The 15,380-nt window shown below is 68.8% G+C and carries 12 protein-coding genes and 2 pseudogenes; 6 read left to right on the top strand and 8 right to left on the bottom strand.

Annotated features, from left to right (window positions below):
- Nucleotides 1-82: 82 nt before the first annotated feature.
- Nucleotides 83-2,956: a ricin-type beta-trefoil lectin domain protein gene (locus V1634_RS31960; RefSeq protein ID WP_331211433.1), complete on the bottom strand. Its 2,874-nt coding sequence runs from the start codon at nt 2,954-2,956 to the stop codon at nt 83-85.
- A gap of 147 nt (nt 2,957-3,103) precedes the next feature.
- Complete coding sequence (locus tag V1634_RS31955; protein WP_331211454.1) at nt 3,104-6,253, bottom strand: glycosyl hydrolase family 95 catalytic domain-containing protein; 3,150 nt, start codon at nt 6,251-6,253, stop codon at nt 3,104-3,106.
- 1,022 nt (nt 6,254-7,275) lie between these two features.
- On the opposite strand from V1634_RS31955, the gene V1634_RS31950 reads away from it, so the two are divergent.
- From V1634_RS31950 to V1634_RS31935, 4 genes and pseudogenes are all read left to right on the top strand, one after another.
- Nucleotides 7,276-7,902 (top strand): DUF5753 domain-containing protein, encoded by a 627-nt coding sequence (locus V1634_RS31950; RefSeq protein ID WP_331211432.1) that lies wholly within the window; start codon nt 7,276-7,278, stop codon nt 7,900-7,902.
- Between the two features lie 78 nt (nt 7,903-7,980).
- Nucleotides 7,981-8,142 (top strand): annotated as a pseudogene (locus tag V1634_RS31945) (DUF397 domain-containing protein); the annotation flags it as partial.
- A gap of 596 nt (nt 8,143-8,738) precedes the next feature.
- Nucleotides 8,739-9,014, top strand: a complete 276-nt coding sequence (locus tag V1634_RS31940) for a hypothetical protein (protein ID WP_331211431.1) — start codon at nt 8,739-8,741, stop codon at nt 9,012-9,014.
- Nucleotides 9,011-9,298: a CopG family ribbon-helix-helix protein gene (locus V1634_RS31935; protein ID WP_331211430.1), complete on the top strand. Its 288-nt coding sequence runs from the start codon at nt 9,011-9,013 to the stop codon at nt 9,296-9,298. Before V1634_RS31940 ends, V1634_RS31935 begins: the two co-directional genes overlap by 4 nt.
- A gap of 97 nt (nt 9,299-9,395) precedes the next feature.
- On the opposite strand, the gene V1634_RS31930 is transcribed toward V1634_RS31935, so the two are convergent.
- On the bottom strand, nt 9,396-10,769 hold the full coding sequence (locus V1634_RS31930; RefSeq protein ID WP_331211429.1) for a cytochrome P450 family protein: 1,374 nt from the start codon (nt 10,767-10,769) through the stop codon (nt 9,396-9,398).
- Between the two features lie 120 nt (nt 10,770-10,889).
- Here V1634_RS31930 and V1634_RS31925 point away from each other — a divergent pair, with 120 nt between their 5' ends.
- Nucleotides 10,890-11,855 carry an aminoglycoside phosphotransferase family protein gene (locus V1634_RS31925; protein ID WP_331211428.1) on the top strand — a complete coding sequence of 322 codons (966 nt, stop codon included), beginning with the start codon at nt 10,890-10,892 and terminating at the stop codon, nt 11,853-11,855.
- Nucleotides 11,856-11,938: 83 nt separating this feature from the next.
- On the top strand, nt 11,939-12,478 hold the full coding sequence (locus V1634_RS31920) for a GNAT family N-acetyltransferase (RefSeq protein ID WP_331211427.1): 540 nt from the start codon (nt 11,939-11,941) through the stop codon (nt 12,476-12,478).
- 12 nt (nt 12,479-12,490) lie between these two features.
- Here the strand turns inward: V1634_RS31920 and V1634_RS31915 are convergent, their stop codons facing one another.
- The 5 genes and pseudogenes from V1634_RS31915 to V1634_RS31895 all read right to left on the bottom strand — a co-directional run.
- A complete protein-coding gene (locus V1634_RS31915) occupies nt 12,491-12,832 on the bottom strand; it encodes a nuclear transport factor 2 family protein (protein WP_331211426.1) in 342 nt (113 codons plus the stop codon).
- A 187-nt stretch (nt 12,833-13,019) separates the two neighbouring features.
- Nucleotides 13,020-13,328: a hypothetical protein gene (locus V1634_RS31910; protein WP_331211425.1), complete on the bottom strand. Its 309-nt coding sequence runs from the start codon at nt 13,326-13,328 to the stop codon at nt 13,020-13,022.
- A 93-nt stretch (nt 13,329-13,421) separates the two neighbouring features.
- On the bottom strand, nt 13,422-13,775 hold the full coding sequence (locus V1634_RS31905; RefSeq protein ID WP_331211424.1) for an STAS domain-containing protein: 354 nt from the start codon (nt 13,773-13,775) through the stop codon (nt 13,422-13,424).
- Entirely contained in the window at nt 13,772-15,022 is a 1,251-nt protein-coding gene (locus V1634_RS31900) for a PP2C family protein-serine/threonine phosphatase (RefSeq protein ID WP_331211423.1), read from the bottom strand. Before V1634_RS31900 ends, V1634_RS31905 begins: the two co-directional genes overlap by 4 nt.
- Before the next feature lie 112 nt (nt 15,023-15,134).
- A pseudogene (locus tag V1634_RS31895) lies at nt 15,135-15,380 on the bottom strand (endo-1,4-beta-xylanase); the annotation flags it as partial.

Here is a 15,380-nt window from a genome sequence, read left to right as displayed (position 1 = left end):
AGCTCCTTGCGACGAGAGGGTTGGGACGAGGGGTGGGGGCCCGAGGGTTCGCGGTCAGCGGTTCGCGGTCAGCGGGTCGGGATCAGGGCAGGGTCCAGTTCTGTGCGCCGGTGCCGTTGCAGTCGTAGATCTGCAACTGCCGGCCGTTGCTCGGATTGGAACCGGGGATGTCCAGGCAGCGGTTGGCCTGCGGGTTGCGCAGGCTGCCGTTGGCGCCGGCCGCCCACTGCTGCGCCCCGGTGCCGTTGCAGGTCCAGAGCTGCGCCGGCGTGCCGTTGGTGGTGCCGCTGGCCGCCACGTCGAGGCACTTGCCGAGCGCCCGTACGGTGCCGTCGCCGGGCAGCGTCCATTGCTGGTTGGCCGAGCCCGCGATGCAGTCCCACATCTGCACCCGGGTGCCGTCGGCGGTGCCGCCCGCGTTGACGTCCACGCACCTGTCCATGCCCCGGATCGGCCCGGTACGCGGCCCGCCGCCACCGGCCGGGGTGCTGACCCCGGCGCCGGTGAAGGTGTAGCTGTCCAGGTCGAGCAGGGCGCCGCCGCTGCCGCCGGTGAAGACGAGGTAGAGGTCGTGGGTGCCGTCGTCGGGCTTGTTGACCGGGGCGGTGACCTCGGTGTAGTTGTCCCAGCCGCCGGTGTTCGGCACGGTCACCCTGGCCACCTCCGGGCCGCTCGGCGAGTCGTACCGGAAGGAGACGACGTTGCCGGCCTTGTCCGAGGAGACCCGGGCCCGTACCCCGGTGATGCCCTGCAGACTCACCGCGTGGTGCCGGACGTACTCGCCGGTCTGGATGTCGCCGAGCCGTCGGCCGCCCTCGGCGCCGGAGGCGTTGATCACCTGCGGGCCGTTGACCGAGACGTAGTGCTCGGCCTGCCACTGCTTCGGCCAGAGGGTGATCTCCTTCTCTCCGGTCAGCGGCACCGCGCCGGTGGCGCCCCGGTCGGTGTAGCTGGACCGGAGCACGAAGAAGAGCACCGAGTCCGGGCCGGCGTGCACCGGTCCGGTGTTGACGGTGAAGCCGCAGCCGGTGCCCTGGCCCTCCTCGTGCGCGTGCTCCTGGTGCCCCAACGCGGCCCGGATCACCACGTTGGCGCAGGGCACGCTGCCGTCCTGCGGGTCGGTGGCGGTCGCGGTGGAGGTGACGTTCTCGTCCCACGAGATCATGCCGCCGAACGGCAGCCCGTCCAGCGTCACCGTCGGCCGGTTGTTGCCGACCACGACCGCGAGCTGGGTGGTGCCGGACCGCCCGGTGCCGTCGTTGACCGTCAGCCGCGCCCGCTTGTCGCCGTTGGTGGTGTAGGTGTACGTCGGGTTCGCGGCGGTCGAGTCGACGGTGCCGTTGCTGTCGAAGTCCCAGGCGTACGTCAGCGGGTCGCCGTCCGGGTCGGAGCTGCCGGCGCTGGAGAAGCTGACCTGGAGCGGGGCGAGCCCGTTGTCCCGGTTGGCCGTGGCGACGGCGGTCGGGGAGCGGCCACCGGCGACGTAGTTGATTTTGTAGAGGCCGGCGGCGACGTCACCGGAGAAGTAGCCGTTGCCGTACTCCAGCAGGTAGAGCGAGCCGTCCGGGCCGAACTCCATGTCGATCGGGTGCACGAACTGCATCCCGGCGAGGACCGGCTCGATGACGGTCGGGTTGCCGGTACGCGGGTTGCCGTTGTCGAACTGGACCTCCTTGATCCAGTTGCGGCAGTACTCCGTGATGATCAGCTTGTTGTCGTAGTACGCCGGCCACTTCACCTCGGAGTTCAGGTTCGGGTCGTAGTGGTAGACCTCGGCGTGGTTCGGCGAGCCGCAGCCGCCCGGGTTGTCCAGCGCCGGCCACTCTCTGCTGCCGCCGTGCTGCTCCCAGACCAGCGCGCCCCGGGTCGGCGGCAACTGCCGCTGCCCGGTGTTGTTCGGCGAGTCGTTGACCGGCCCGGTGCTGCCGCCACACGGGAACCAGCCGCACGGGGAGTTGGTGGCGAAGTTCCAGTCGTTGTAGGCGACGTTCGGGCCGCCGCAGTACGGCCAGCCGTGGTTGCCCGGCGCGGTGGCCCGGTTGTACTCGTCGTACGCCGCCGGCCCCCGGTTGGTGATCGTCGCACCGGCGTCCGGCCCGACCTCGCCCCAGTACAGGGTGTTCCCGTTCTTCTTGTCGACCCAGATCCGGTACGGGTTCCGTACCCCCATGACGTAGATCTCGGGGCGGGTGCCGGCGGTCCCCGGCGCGAAGAGGTTGCCGGCCGGGATGGTGTAGCTGCCGTTCTCCTCCGGATGGATCCGGTTGATCTTCCCGCGCAGGTCGTTGGTGTTCCCCGAGGTGCGCTGCGCGTCGTACTGCGGGTCGCGGCCGGGACGCTCGTCGATCGGCGCCATCCCGGCGGAGTCGCCACCGGAGTTGGTGTTGTCGCCGACCGCGAAGTAGAGGTTCTCCTGACTGTCCCAGCTCATCGAGCCGGCGGAGTGGCAGCAGAGCCGCCGCTCGGTGGGCCACTCGATCAGCTTCGTCTCGCCGCCCAGTTGCAGCGTGCTCGGGTTGAAGGTGAACCGGGAGATCCGGTTGACCAGCGGGTCGGCGACCGGCGAGTAGAAGAGGTACACCCAGCGGTTGGTGGCGAAGCGCGGGTGCAGGGTGATGCCGATCAGCCCGTCCTCGAACCGGGCGTCGAGTTGCAGGGTCAGCGCGACGCTGGTCGAGCCGGTGGCCGGGTTGTAGAGCCGGACCTGCCCGCCGCCGGAGCTGGTGCCCCGGTTGATGTAGAGCACCTTGCCGTCCGGCAGCACCGACAGCTCGATCGGTTCGCCCATGGAGAGTCCGCCGTCGAGCTTGACCTTCTCGAACTGGGTGGTCGGCGGCGGCGCGGCGGTCGCGGGCGGGGCGGCGACGCTGACCGCGACCAGCGGTGGCAGCAGCGCGGCGACGGTGGCCAGCACCACGGCGCCGACGGTACGACGTGCGGGAGTTCTTCGATTCATGGCGTGCTCCGGCGATTCGAGGGGTGGTGACGGGCAGGTGCGGCCCGGCGCGACGGGGATGGGGTGTGGGGAAGGGCCACCGCAGCTACCGAAAGCGATTTGAAGGGGCCCTTTCCGCACACCCGGAAGTGGTCCGGCCGTGGTCGGTCAGGCGGGAACCAGGTCGAACTTCTCCCAGGGGCCGATCGAGTCCCGGTTGGCGACCAGCGCCGCCGTGCCGCCGTTCTCGGCGACGACGTACCTGCTGTTCACGGTGGCCCGCAGGCTGACCGAGCCGTCCGGGTTGCGGACCAGGGCGAACGTCTCCCACGCCCCGGCCGAGGGCCGGTTCGCGATCAGCGGGTTCGCCCCGGCGTTCTCCGCGCAGACGAACTGGTTGTTCACCCTGGCCCGCAGCCCGATGTTGCCGCCGCCGAGGTCGACCTGGTCGAACTGCTCCCAGGAGCCGACGGCGGCGGCGTTCGCGATCAGGTTGCCGGCGCCCGCGTTGCTGGCGCTGACGTACTGACCGTTGGCCTGGGCGCGCAGCGCCACCGCGCCGCTCGGCTGGGTGCCACCGGTGAGAATCCGGAGCGCGTCGATCATGCCGACCGAGGTGGTCTTGTTGACGATCCGGATGGTGTGCTGGCCGTTCGACAGTCCGGTCCTGCGCCAGACGACCTGCTGGGCCTGGCGGGCGCCGGAGGCGTTCAGGTTGAGGTTGGCCTGCAACACGTTGTCGAGATAGACGTCGACGTTGCCCATGTCGCTGAAGCGTTCGGAGAGGTATTCGACGCCGGTTCCGGTGAAGGTGTACGACGCGGTCGCCCCGACCGTGGTGCTGTGGTGGGTGTCGTCGTTGTAGTCGCCGTACCCGCGTGCGGTGGTGAGGTGCCAGTTGGCGTCGTAGCTGAGCAGGGTGTTGTTGACCAGTTCGCCGCCGCCCGGATTGCCGGGGCCGCCGCCGAGGCCGAGCGTCGAGGCGGTGCCGGAGAGCGCCTTCGCGCCCTGGTTGGCGCTGCCGGTCAGCGTGGTCGCCGAGTAGTTCGACAGCGGCTTGCCGGTCCGCTCCACCACGTAGTTCGTGTTCGCCGCCGTGGCAAAGGTGATCTCGCCGGCCGCGCTGGTCGTCAGCACGGCGTTGTCCGAGGTACGCCGGACGCGTACCTCCTGGTTGCCCCACGGGTTCACCACCCGGGCCTGCTTGCCGTGCAGGCTGCGCAGCCCGACGTACTTGATCTCGCCGGCCTCCCGCTCGGAGCTGACCAGGAAGCCGTCCTTGGCCAGCAGGGTGAACTTGCCGACGAAGCTGGAATCGGTCGGCACCGCCGGGAAGACCCGGATCTTGTCGTTGTACGACTGCATCAGCGACTCGTTCATCGCCGCCAGGTGGATGCCGAGGTACTCGAAGACCCCGTTGGTGTTGTTGGTCATCCCGTTCGGGTAGTTCTGGTATTTCTGGAGCATCGTCTTCATGCCCTGGAACGCCTGGTTGCCGAGCCCGAGCCGGGCGGCGTGCACATGGTCGTTTGCCCAGACGTTGCCGTAGGGGTGCGGCCGGACGTTCCAGGTGTTCACCGCGGTCTGGTAGTCCGGGTAGCCGATCCCGGTCAGGTCGTAGGGCCAGACGAGTTCCAGCGCCACGTTCTCGCCGTTGCGGGTCGGCGACGACGGCGGGTCGTGCGGCAGGTACGCCCCGTTCGAGATCTGGTACGGCGCCAGGTTGTTCACGATGTTCTGCCAGTTGGCCCGGAGCCCGGAGTCGAGCCCGAGCTGCTGGCTGACCTGGATCGTCAGCGGGAAGAGCAGCCGTACCGCCGCCAGGTCGGTGATGGCGTTGCGGACGTCCCAGTACGTCTCGTGGGCGTTGGAGTTCGCCATGTAGTAGCGGCCGGAGGAGTCCCGGCTCAGGATGTCCTCGTAGAACTTCACCGCCTCCCGCATGTACGGGTACGCGGTGTTCCGCAGGTAGTTCTCGTCGTTGGTGTACCGGTACTGCAGGTACATGTTGTAGGCGGCCTCGGTCCCGGTGGAGTAGAGGTCGTTGACGTAGTCGCTGTTGATGGTGCCCCGGGCGTTGCCGTCCCAGCCCATCGTCTCCGGCACCCAGAGCCCGTCACTGCCGTACCGGGTGGTGGTGTAGGACTTCAGCGCGGCCAGGTTGCGGCTGTAGAGCCGGTTGAATCCGGCCATCAGGTCGACGTGGTTGCTGGCCAGGAACGAGTTGTAGACGTCGCGCTGGTTCCAGTACCAGTAGCCGTTGCTCCACTTGGAGTTGTCCTGGGTGGCCCGGAACACCCCGTTGATGAAGTGCAGCGGGTAGTTGCCGAAGCCGCCGGCCGCGATCATGTAGGTGGCCAGGTAGTAGACGTTCTCCAGGTAGTCGGCGTCCCCGCCCGCGTTGGAATACTGCACGAACGACCTGGCCCAGAAGTTGTGCCACCAGTTGCGGTAGTTGTTGAGTGTGGTGTTGTAGCCGGTGGCTTTCACCGCCGCGAGCTGGTTGCGCGCCTGCTGCACCGAGTTCTGCCCGGGGGAGTTGATCCGGGAGGCGGCGGTGAACCAGACGGTGTAGCTGCTGGTCGGGGTGATGTTCAGGCGTACCCGGGTGCCGTTGACCGTCTGCGAGGTGTAGCTCGCGCCTTCGACGGTGGCCGCCAGGGTGTAGCCGAAGTTGTTCGGGTCGGCCTGGCCCCGGCTGATCCCGACCCCGGTCGAGTCCGCGAAGGTGCTCGCGGTGCGCCAGGTGGTCAGGTTCGGTACGTCGGCGATGTTCTGGACGCTGTTCAGGTCCCAGAGGCTCAGGTCGAGCCCGACGCTGGTGACACCCGGCCGGCTGTCCTCGACGTGGATCCCCATCACCTCGGAGTTGGGCGAGCCCATGATGGTGACGGTGCGGTTGTTGTCATACCTCGTGGTCAGCGTGCCGTCGTAGAGCGACAGCCGCTGCTGGAACGTGGTGTAACCGGTGTCGAGTTGCGGGTTGCTGAACAGGTTGACGTTGCCGGCCGCGTAGGTCGACTGTTGCGCCAGGTCGACTCCGGAGACCTGCATCGACAGGCCGTTCTGGCTCCACACCATCGCGCCGGTCTTCCCGTTGCCGACGGTCAGCCCGTGCAGCGGGTTGGTGTTCGGCCGGTTGTAGACGATGTCGTGCTTCGACAGGTAGTTGGCATAGTTGACGTTCAGCGCGCCGGTGCTCGAACTGAACGCGGCGTCGGTGGGCACCGCGACGGCCGGGGAGGCCGTACCGGTGGCGGCCAGGCCCCCGGTGAGCAGGGCGGCGAGCATGACGCGGATCGGCGTACTCACCTTCATCGACACGATCCCCTTCTAGATCGTCCGGTGGGATGATGTCTCGCGCCCCGGAGGCCGGTGCAGCTCCCCATCCGCCGAAAACGGGGAGCGACGTCGAGACGGACCGGGCTGGTGAGCCGCCCCGAGGTCGCGTTGACCTCCGGGTAACCATCGACCCAGGTCTGTGATTTGCAGTTAACATTGGATGTCTTGCATCCGTCAATCCCTTGCTGCGATGTTCTGCCGGCGGGTCGTTGGTGGAGAGCGCCCACATACATCGGAGGTATGGCCTGCCCGCGCCATGCCATGCCATGCCATGCCATGCCGTGCTGCGCCAAGCGGCCCGCCCCGGACCAGGGGTGAGTGGTCCGGGGCGGGCCGGGGGCGACGAGGCGGGTCAGCGGCGCCGGGGCACCCAGTAGAAGAGCTGGCCGGCGATCAGCGCGGGGTGCGTGTCGGGCAGCGCTTTGCAGCGCGCGGGCAAGGCGCGGCGAGGTACATCATCAGCCCCACCCGATCACCCTTGAAACCGACCAGCAGGGCGAGGCGGGCCGGGGCGCACGGCCACGGGTCGCGGCAGGTCTGACACTGGTACGTCGTAGCCGGGCTGTGCCGGCCGGCCGGGTAGCGCCGCGGGTTCCGGCGCATGTGCCGGTACCAGCGCTCCTGTGGCCCGATCACGGCTCACACCAGGGCGCCTGGTGCCGCGCCCGGAGCGCTGTTGCCGTACCGGAGTCGCGCCGTCGCCCGCCCGGTTGGCCCGTCGGGCGTGCAGGGGCGCGTCCCAGCCGTGGCGGCGGTTGGTCGCCCTGGTACGGCTCGGCGCCGGAGGTACGGCCGCGCGGGCCGGCTCCGGCCTTGCCGTCCGGACTGCGGCCCGACAGTCGGCGCGGGAGAGTGGCGGTGGCGGCGCCGGCTGATAGGGCATCGGCGTCAGCTCGACCGAGTCCGGGCAGCGCCACCGGTAGCCGCACCGGCAATACCGCCAGAGTCGGCGCCAGTCCCGGCGGTGACAGGGCTTCAATCCGAAGCATGTCGGTGCGGTGGAGCGTGGTGAGAGGCCGGCGCTCCCGGACTATCTGACAGCCGTTGATCGCGCGTTCGGCACCACGTTCATGCAGTTCTACCGGATGTTCGTGAAGGACGAACTGGTTCCAGTCTGGTACCGACCGTTCAACGAGCACGAGCAGCAGGCAAGCCTCCTCAGGGTCTACCAACCGCTGCTGGTCCCTGGCCTTCTGCAAACCGAGGCGTACGCTCGGGCCATCCTGGCAGGCTTCCGCATACAGCCGGATGCCATAGATGCGATAGTGGCGACGCGGCTCAGTCGACAAGAGGTCCTGTGTCGCCGGCCCAATCCCTGTCAGCTAGTAGCTGTGATAGACGAGGGTGTCCTGCAGCGCTGCGTCGGGAACGCGGAGGTAATGCGCGACCAGTTGAAGGCTCTGGTGGCGGCGTGCGAGTATCCCGACGTTCGGGTGCAGGTCGTCCCGTTCGACGCTGGCGCTTACGTTGGGCTGGACGGGCCACTGGTGGTTGCGACCGTGGACGGCCGGTCGGTCGGGTTCCTGGAAGGGCACCTGAAGGGTCGCGTGGTCGATAGCCCGGATGCCACGACGGACCTTGAGGGGGGCCTGGGAGGCTATCCGGGACTACGCTCTACCCGGTAACCAAAGCCTAGACCTGATCATGAGGACGACTGAGGAATGGACGTGAATACCGCTCCGAACTGGTACAAGTAGTCACGCAGCGAGAGTGGACAATGCGTCGAGGTGGCCGACAATCTCCCGGGCCGCGTCCTCGTACGGGACAGCAAGGATCCGCAGGGGCCGCCCCTGACCTTCGGCCCTCGCCAGTGGCGCAGATTCGTAGACCTAGCTAGGCGCCAGCGTGACTACCCGGATGTCTGACGACTGCTCCTGGAGCTCCTGTCGAGCGACCTTCTGTTCCAGGCAGTCAAGCTACAGATGACGACGTCCAATGCGAGGAATGATGCTGCGGAGGAGTTGCGTGCTATCCGTCCCATTCCGCGATTGGAGCTTGTCACGGCGTTGCGAGGGGTGGCCCCTCCGTGGGTGGCGAAGTGGGCGCTATCTCAGGCTAGCCTCTTGTCATGAAACAGGTCGTTCAGCGAAGTTGTAGTAATTGTCTCTTATGCAAGAACAGCGAGTCGTCAAGTGCTGCTTCGTGCGCCGACGCCAGGCGTGCTTCCCGACAAGGTTCCCGTCAGACGTCCCTAATTCCTTGGCTGGAGCGCAAGGTCTTTTCTCGGCATCAGGTCGGCGCTCACTGCGCCGATCGCAGGCAATCCCGGAAGCCGCAGTAGTTACTAAATGTAGTTGGCTGGTTGCAGTGTCGTCTACTGGGCGGGGGTGATGGCCGGAGATGGAGTAAGGCGGGTTCTGGTGGTGACGGGTATTCGGGCGACCGTAGCCAGCCGCTGAACCTGGGCGGTGTCGTGACCCGTAACCTCCCGCTGACGTTTTACGCGTTGTACGCTGACATGGTGACGGAGCGGGAGTACGGGTGGACGGAAGCCGGCAAGGCCAGCGCGGCCCGGCACGGCGTCTCCGAGCAGGAGTCGATCGAGGCGCTCTACTCGCCGCAACGGATCGAGAACCACATCGGGACGTTGCTGCTGGCGGTAGCCGGCCTGGCTGACACCGCGCGGGTGATCGTCGTGCTCTGCGAGCGGGTCGGGAAGGTCAACAGCTACGCGATCCTGGCGGTACGACCCGCCACGCCCGAGGAGGTCAAGCAGTGGATGGAGGGCACGCGATGACCGCGAACCGAGACCCGCGGACGATGAGCCGCGAAGAGTTGGTGGCGTATTTCGACCGGGGCGGAGACATCTCGCAACTGCTACGCGACGCGGCCAGGGGACCTGACCTGGGGCCGACCCCGAGTCCGGACAGCGTACCGATGATCGTGACCGGGATCCGGCTTCCCTCCGCGACCGTGCGCCGGTTGGACGCGCTCGCGGGCACCGACAAGGGCGGTCGTTCGGGCCTCATCCGCCAGGCGATCGACGAGTTTCTCGCCCGACACGCCGACGAAGCGGCCTGAACCACCTTCGCCATCCGAAACGCGTCGTGACGGTGCGCGACCTGCCCGGCGCTTCCCGATCAGCCGTGCGTACGGGCTTCCCACCCCTGCGACCGCGTCAGCCAACCCGGACGGGCAGGGTCGCCAGCCCACGGAAGACCGGGAAGGGAAGCCAGCTCAGCTCCTCCGGGGCGCACGCGAGGCTGAGGTGGGGAAACCGATCCAGCAGCGTACCGATCGCCACAGACCCCTCCATCCGGGCGAGTGCTGCGCCCAGACAGCGGTGCAGGCCGTGCCCGAAGGCCAGGTGCCGGTCGTCGTCGCCGCGCGTGATGTCCAGCCGGTCCGGTTCGGCGAACCGGCGTGGGTCGCGGTTGGCCGCCGCGATCCCGACGATCACGATGCTTCCAGCCGGAACAACGGTGTCACCGATGGTGAAGTCATCCACGGCATAGCTCGGCGAGGATCGTGCGGTAGGGCCGTCGTAGCGCAGCAGTTCCTCTATCGCGGCGGGCAGCAACTCCGGCCGCTCGCGCAGCGTGGCTAGCTGATCAGGGTGCCGGAGCAGCGCAGCCATGCCGTTTCCGATGAGGTTGGTCGTCGGTTCGTGGCCGGCGAAGAGCAGTTGCTGGGTGAGAGCGACCAGTTCCGCTGCGGTGAGCTGGTCGCCGTCGTCGCCTGCCGCGAGGAGCGCGGTCAGCAGATCGTCCTGCCCACCGGTACGGGCCTGTGCACGCTTCTGCGCCACCAGCTCGACGACGTACTCCCGGAGGAGCCGGCGCCCCTCCTCCCTGGACATCGGGGCGTCGGTCACGAACGGCGGGTGCATCGCCGCGATGGTCCAGGTCCGGAACCGGCCATGGTCGATCGACGGCACCCCGAGCAGCTCGGCGATGACGGTGAGGGACAACGGGTACGCGTAGTCCTCGATCAGGTCTGCGGTCTGCCGCTCGGCGATGGCGTCGAGCAGTTCGTCGGCGATCTGCTGGGTCCGCTCCCGCAGCCCGGCCACCCGTCGGCTCGTGAACGCCCGACCCATCAGCCCGCGCAGCCTGGTGTGCTCCGGCGGGTCGGTGGTGTGCAGGTCGAACGTCGCCTCGCCCGGCTCGCCGCTGACCACCCCGGCCGCGCGCAGCGCATCCCAGGCGCGTCGCGGATCCTTCGACAGCCGGCCGTCGGCGAACGCCGCGCGTGCCTCGTCATACCTCGTGACCAGCCAGTATTCCAGGCCGTTCGGGTTGCGCAGCCGTTGTACCGGCGCCTGCTCACGGAGCTGCGCGTACGCCGGGTGCGGATCGGCGAAGAACTCGGGCGTGTACATCGCATGGTCCGCTGTCACCTGTACGTCCCCCCGCACCCGTTGCTCGTCCTGCCGCCCGAACCGCACCAGCCCCGCCTGCCGCAGCACGGCTCGCAGTTCGGCGATTGCCTGGACGTCCGCGATCGGCGCCGGTCGGATTTCCGGTCCGAGATAATCGAAGGCTACCTTCACCAGGAGGAGCATCGGGGGAGTCCTGGTGTTCGGTTCGCCGATGGCGGGGCGGGTTCGTAGGCTCGTCAAACGCCAGTAGCGACGGGGGTACGGCTTGTTGTGTCAGATGAGGACGTTCCGGTGAGCGACACGCCGGATCTCGGTCCCGTGCCGCGGCGTATCGCCGTCGACGCCGAACAGGTACGTCGGCTCGTCGCCGACCAGTTCCCCCGGTGGGCCGATCTGCCGGTCCGGCCGGTGGCGGAAGGCGGCTGGGACAACTGGACCTTCCACCTGGGCTCCCGACGGTCGGTGCGCCTGCCCAGCGCCTCCGAGTACGCCCTGGCGGTCGAGAAGGAACACCGCTGGCTACCGGAACTCGCCCCTCAGCTCCCGCTGCCCATTCCGGTACCACTGGCGAAAGGGGAACCGGGCCGCGGCTACCCGTACTCGTGGTCGATCTACCCGTGGTTGGACGGCGAGCCTGCGCGCGCGGACCGCATCGCCGACCCGGTCCGGTTCGCCGTCGACCTGGCCGAGTTCCTGGCGGCCCTGCGCAGCGTCGACCCCACCGACGGTCCACGGCCCGGCCTGCACAACTGGTACCGGGGCGGCGCGCTGCGCACCTACGACGGGCAAGCGCAGCGCGCGCTCACGGCACTCGACGGCCATGTCGACGTCGACCTGGCCCGCGAGATCTGGCAGAGCGCGCTCGACGCTCGCTGGGACGGTGTGCAGAGCTGGTTCCACGGCGACGTCGCCCAGGGAAATCTCCTGCTCAGCGACGGCGAGTTGGCAGCCGTCATCGACTTCGGGACGTGCGGGGTCGGCGATCCGGCCTGTGACCTGGCGATTGCCTGGACATTGTTGACCGCCGACGGCCGGCACGCGTTCCGGGAGCGACTGGCCGTCGATGATGCGACCTGGGCGCGTGGGCGCGGCTGGGCTCTCTGGAAGACGCTCGTCACCTGCTCCTACAACCTGGGCGAGGCCGACGGGTCGGCCGCAGACGCACTGCGCGTCCTCGGCGAGATCTTCTCCGAGTACGCCGGAGGCACCGTCACGGTACTGCGGAGCTTGAATCGTCAGGATCAGATCCTGGGTTAATCGCGTCGCGGGCTGATCGTTCCAGGGGCTAGCCTGGCGCCGTGAACTCAGGGGATGACCTTCACGGCGGATCTGTCGAGCCGGTGGTCCGGCAGGAACGGGCCGAAGATCACGAGGCCGTGCGGGACGTTCACCGGCAGGCGTTCGGCGACGGCGAACGGGTTCCTGCGCTGGTCGATGCGCTGCGCGCCGGTCAGGCATCGCTTGCACCGTTGTCGCTGGTCGCCACCGTCGGCGAGCGGGTTGTCGGCCATGTGCTGCTCAGTGCCTGCCGGTTGGACGCCCTGCCCCGGCTCGTGGACGTGATGTCGCTGTCGCCCCTCGGGGTGCTGCCGGAGTTCCAGCGTCGGGGAGTCGGTACTCGGCTCGTGGCGCACGCTCTCGCCGAAGCTGACGGTCGGGGCATCCCGCTGGTGTTCCTGGAGGGCTCACCGCTCTACTACGGCAAGCGCGGCTTCGTCGACGCCACGAAGTGTGGCTTTCGCCCGCCCACGCTGCGCTACTCGCCCGGCGTCTTCCAGGTCGCCAAACTGTCCTCGTACGAGGAATGGATGACGGGCACCTTCGTGTACTCCGACGCCTTCTGGGCCTTCGACTGTGTGGGCGGGCGCGCCTCGGGCTGACGAGGGGCAGCCTTATGACACCCGGACCACCAGCGAGGTCACCCGCTCGTCCGGCCCCCAACTCAGCAGCATCTCGCCGCGACCCGCGTCCGGACGGGACATCCAGGCGTACTCGACGCGCGCCCGGTCGGTTCCCTCCTGCCGGACGTCGACTACCTCGATGGTGTCGTCAGGTGGCTGGGCGTGGTAAGCGGACGCGATGGCGTTCCTGCCCCGGAACGGACCGAACGGCATGTCCTCGAACGACATCGTGGCGTTCTCCGCGAACGAGTCGACCAGGGTGTTGAAGTTGCCGGACTCGACGCTGGTGTTGAAGCGCGACACATGTTCACCAACGAGCCGGTGCAGATCCATCAGAGTCGCTCCCCTCGGAGAACGCCGGTCGCAGACCCGGCACGCGGGCGTACGACGCGCAGAGTATAGAGCGGAGCGTCCCACGGCAGAAGTCTCCTGACCCGTGCCGCCCGCTCCCGCGTCGGCCGTCTGCGGCCGTGCCGGTCAGGAGCGTAGGTCGGCCTGAACCGGTCCCACCCGCTTCCAGTCAACCGAGCGCGATGACCCGCTGCGCGTCGGCGGCCGAATCGAAGAATGCGCAGCTCGGCCAGGGCGGTAGTTCCGCCGATCCGCTCCAGGTCAGGTGAACCAGTGCCCACCGGTCGCCGATCTTGAGCAGTACGTCGTCGGTGGCATCGGACCGTCCGACGACGGTGAAGGCCACCCCGTACAGCGGGTGCCCGCGCGATGTCTCCTGGACCAGCTCCGTACTGATCTCCTGGACCTGCCGTTGCTCGGAATCGCCGGGTCCCCGCAGGTCCCACCAGGGGTCGACCAGGACCACATCGTCAAGCACGTCGATATCTTGACATGTCGGCACCCGGCGGGCGTGCCGTACACGTCACTCTCGGTACCCTGGCCGTCTGCCACTCGACGACGGTCGTCCCCGTCACCGCAGCGCGCGGAGCGCGTCCTCGACGGTCGGGTCCAGGTGCAGGAGCCGATCGAGGTTCGTCGCGTCCAGTACCAGCTGGACCGGCCGCGGGACCCGGGCCAACCGCAGAGAGCCGCCGCGCGACGCGGTGAGCCGGTGCAGTTCCAGGAACAGGCCCAGGCCCCCGGAGTCGCAGAACGAGACGGCGCCGAGATCGAGGACGAGCCGGGTTCCGTCGTCGCCGAGCGCCAGGTTCGCGGCCTCGCGAAGGACGTCGCGACTGTCGTGGTCGATCTCGCCCACCGCGGCCAGGACCGGAACCGGTGCCGTCGCGTCGACGCGGCTGACCGTCAGGATCTCGTTTGTCATGATTGTTCCTCATGGGTTCGCTGGCTGGCGTCCGGCACGGTTCTGCGCGCGGCCGTGGCAGACCATTCCACCAGCACCAGCGTGGCGTCGTCGGTGGGCGGCCCGGCCTGGTGGGCGACGACCGTGTGGGCCAGGCGCCGGAGCGTCTCCGGTGCCGGCAGGCCGGCTCCCGCGTGGCGTTCGGCCAGGTCGACCAGCCGGTGCACCCCGAAGCGTTCACCCCCGGCGGCACGTGCCTCGGTGACACCGTCGGTGTAGAGCAGCAACCGGTCGCCGGGTTCGAGTGTCTCCTCCGCCACCTCCACCGACGGGTCGTCGACGCCGAGCGGCATGCGCCGGCCGCCGGAGAGTTGCCGTACCAGCCGCCCACCGCGCAGCAGCAGCGGTTCCGGATGGCCGGCGTTGATGTAGCGCAGCCGTCCCGTCTCCAACTGGAGTTCGGCGAGGACGGCGGTGGCGAACCGGGCGTCCGGGAACTGTTCGAGCAGCGCGGCGTCGGCGGCGCGGGTCTGGTCGTACAGTCCTCGGCCGGCCCGGCGGGTGGCCCGGACCGCCGCCAGGGCGACCGCGCAGGCCAGCCCGGCGCTCAGGCCCCGGCCCATGGCGTCCAGCACCAGCAGATATGCGGTGGTGTCCTCGAGTACGTAGTCGAAGCCGTCACCGCCGATGTCGTAGCAGGGTTGCAGGACCGCTGCCACGACGGCCGCCTCGGTACTCGACGTCAGGGGCGGCAGTTGTTGCCACAACAGTTCGGAGGCGATCGACATCGGCTGGGTACGACGTACCTGTTCGATGCTGTCGCCGCCCGTGATGACCGTGCCGAGCAGGTGGCCCACCAGACCGGCCAGCAGCTCGCACCGGATCACGAAGTAGCGGTCCTCCCGGTCCACCTCGCGCTCCGGGGTGAACTCGATCAGCCCGAGTCGATCGGTGCCGTCCACCACGGGTACCCACCACCGGCCGGCCTGGGCGCCGTCGCCGGCAGCGTGCAGGGACGCCACGGACGTGAACGCCCGGCCCGGTAGCGAGCCGTCCACGCGGATCGGCCGGGGGGTCTCCCGGCCGGGCACGGACAGGGCGTGCAGCGAGCGCTGCTCGTAGTCGACCAGCCAGATCGTGCTGCGCAACCCCAGCGGAGCCACCGCCTCCGCCACCATCTCCGCCAGCCGGCTCGGTGCCACCAGGTGGCCGCGGTCGAGGAGTGTCCGGAGGGCTTGGCCCCAGCCAAGGTCGACGACCGCGTCCATGGCGGCCAAGATATCCCGGTAGCGTCGTGGCGCGCGCGCTTTCCCGCCTCGTACGCTGGGGCCGACCTCCCCGCCCGGTCCCGAGCGCGGAGGTCGGCCGGTTGGCGGGATGTCAGCCGGCGGTGCAGGACCTGACCTGTGGTCGGGCGCTGGAGTTGCCGTTCATCATGGTGGTGAAGCCGAAGCTGTTGCCGCTGCCGTTGGAGCGCATCGTCAGTACGGTGTTGTTGCTGCTCAGGCTGGCGCTGCCGCTCCAGGTGCTGCTGATCGACTGTGGTGAGGTGACGGCGACGACCACGGTCCAGTTGCTGGCGCCGCTGACCGTCACCGTGGTGTTGTAGCGGTCGCCCCAGACCGT

This window comes from Plantactinospora veratri (assembly GCF_036421995.1).
GTDB lineage: Bacteria > Actinomycetota > Actinomycetes > Mycobacteriales > Micromonosporaceae > Plantactinospora > Plantactinospora veratri.
Note: the sequence above shows the minus strand (reverse complement) of the source record. Positions and strands in the feature narration are given on the sequence as shown.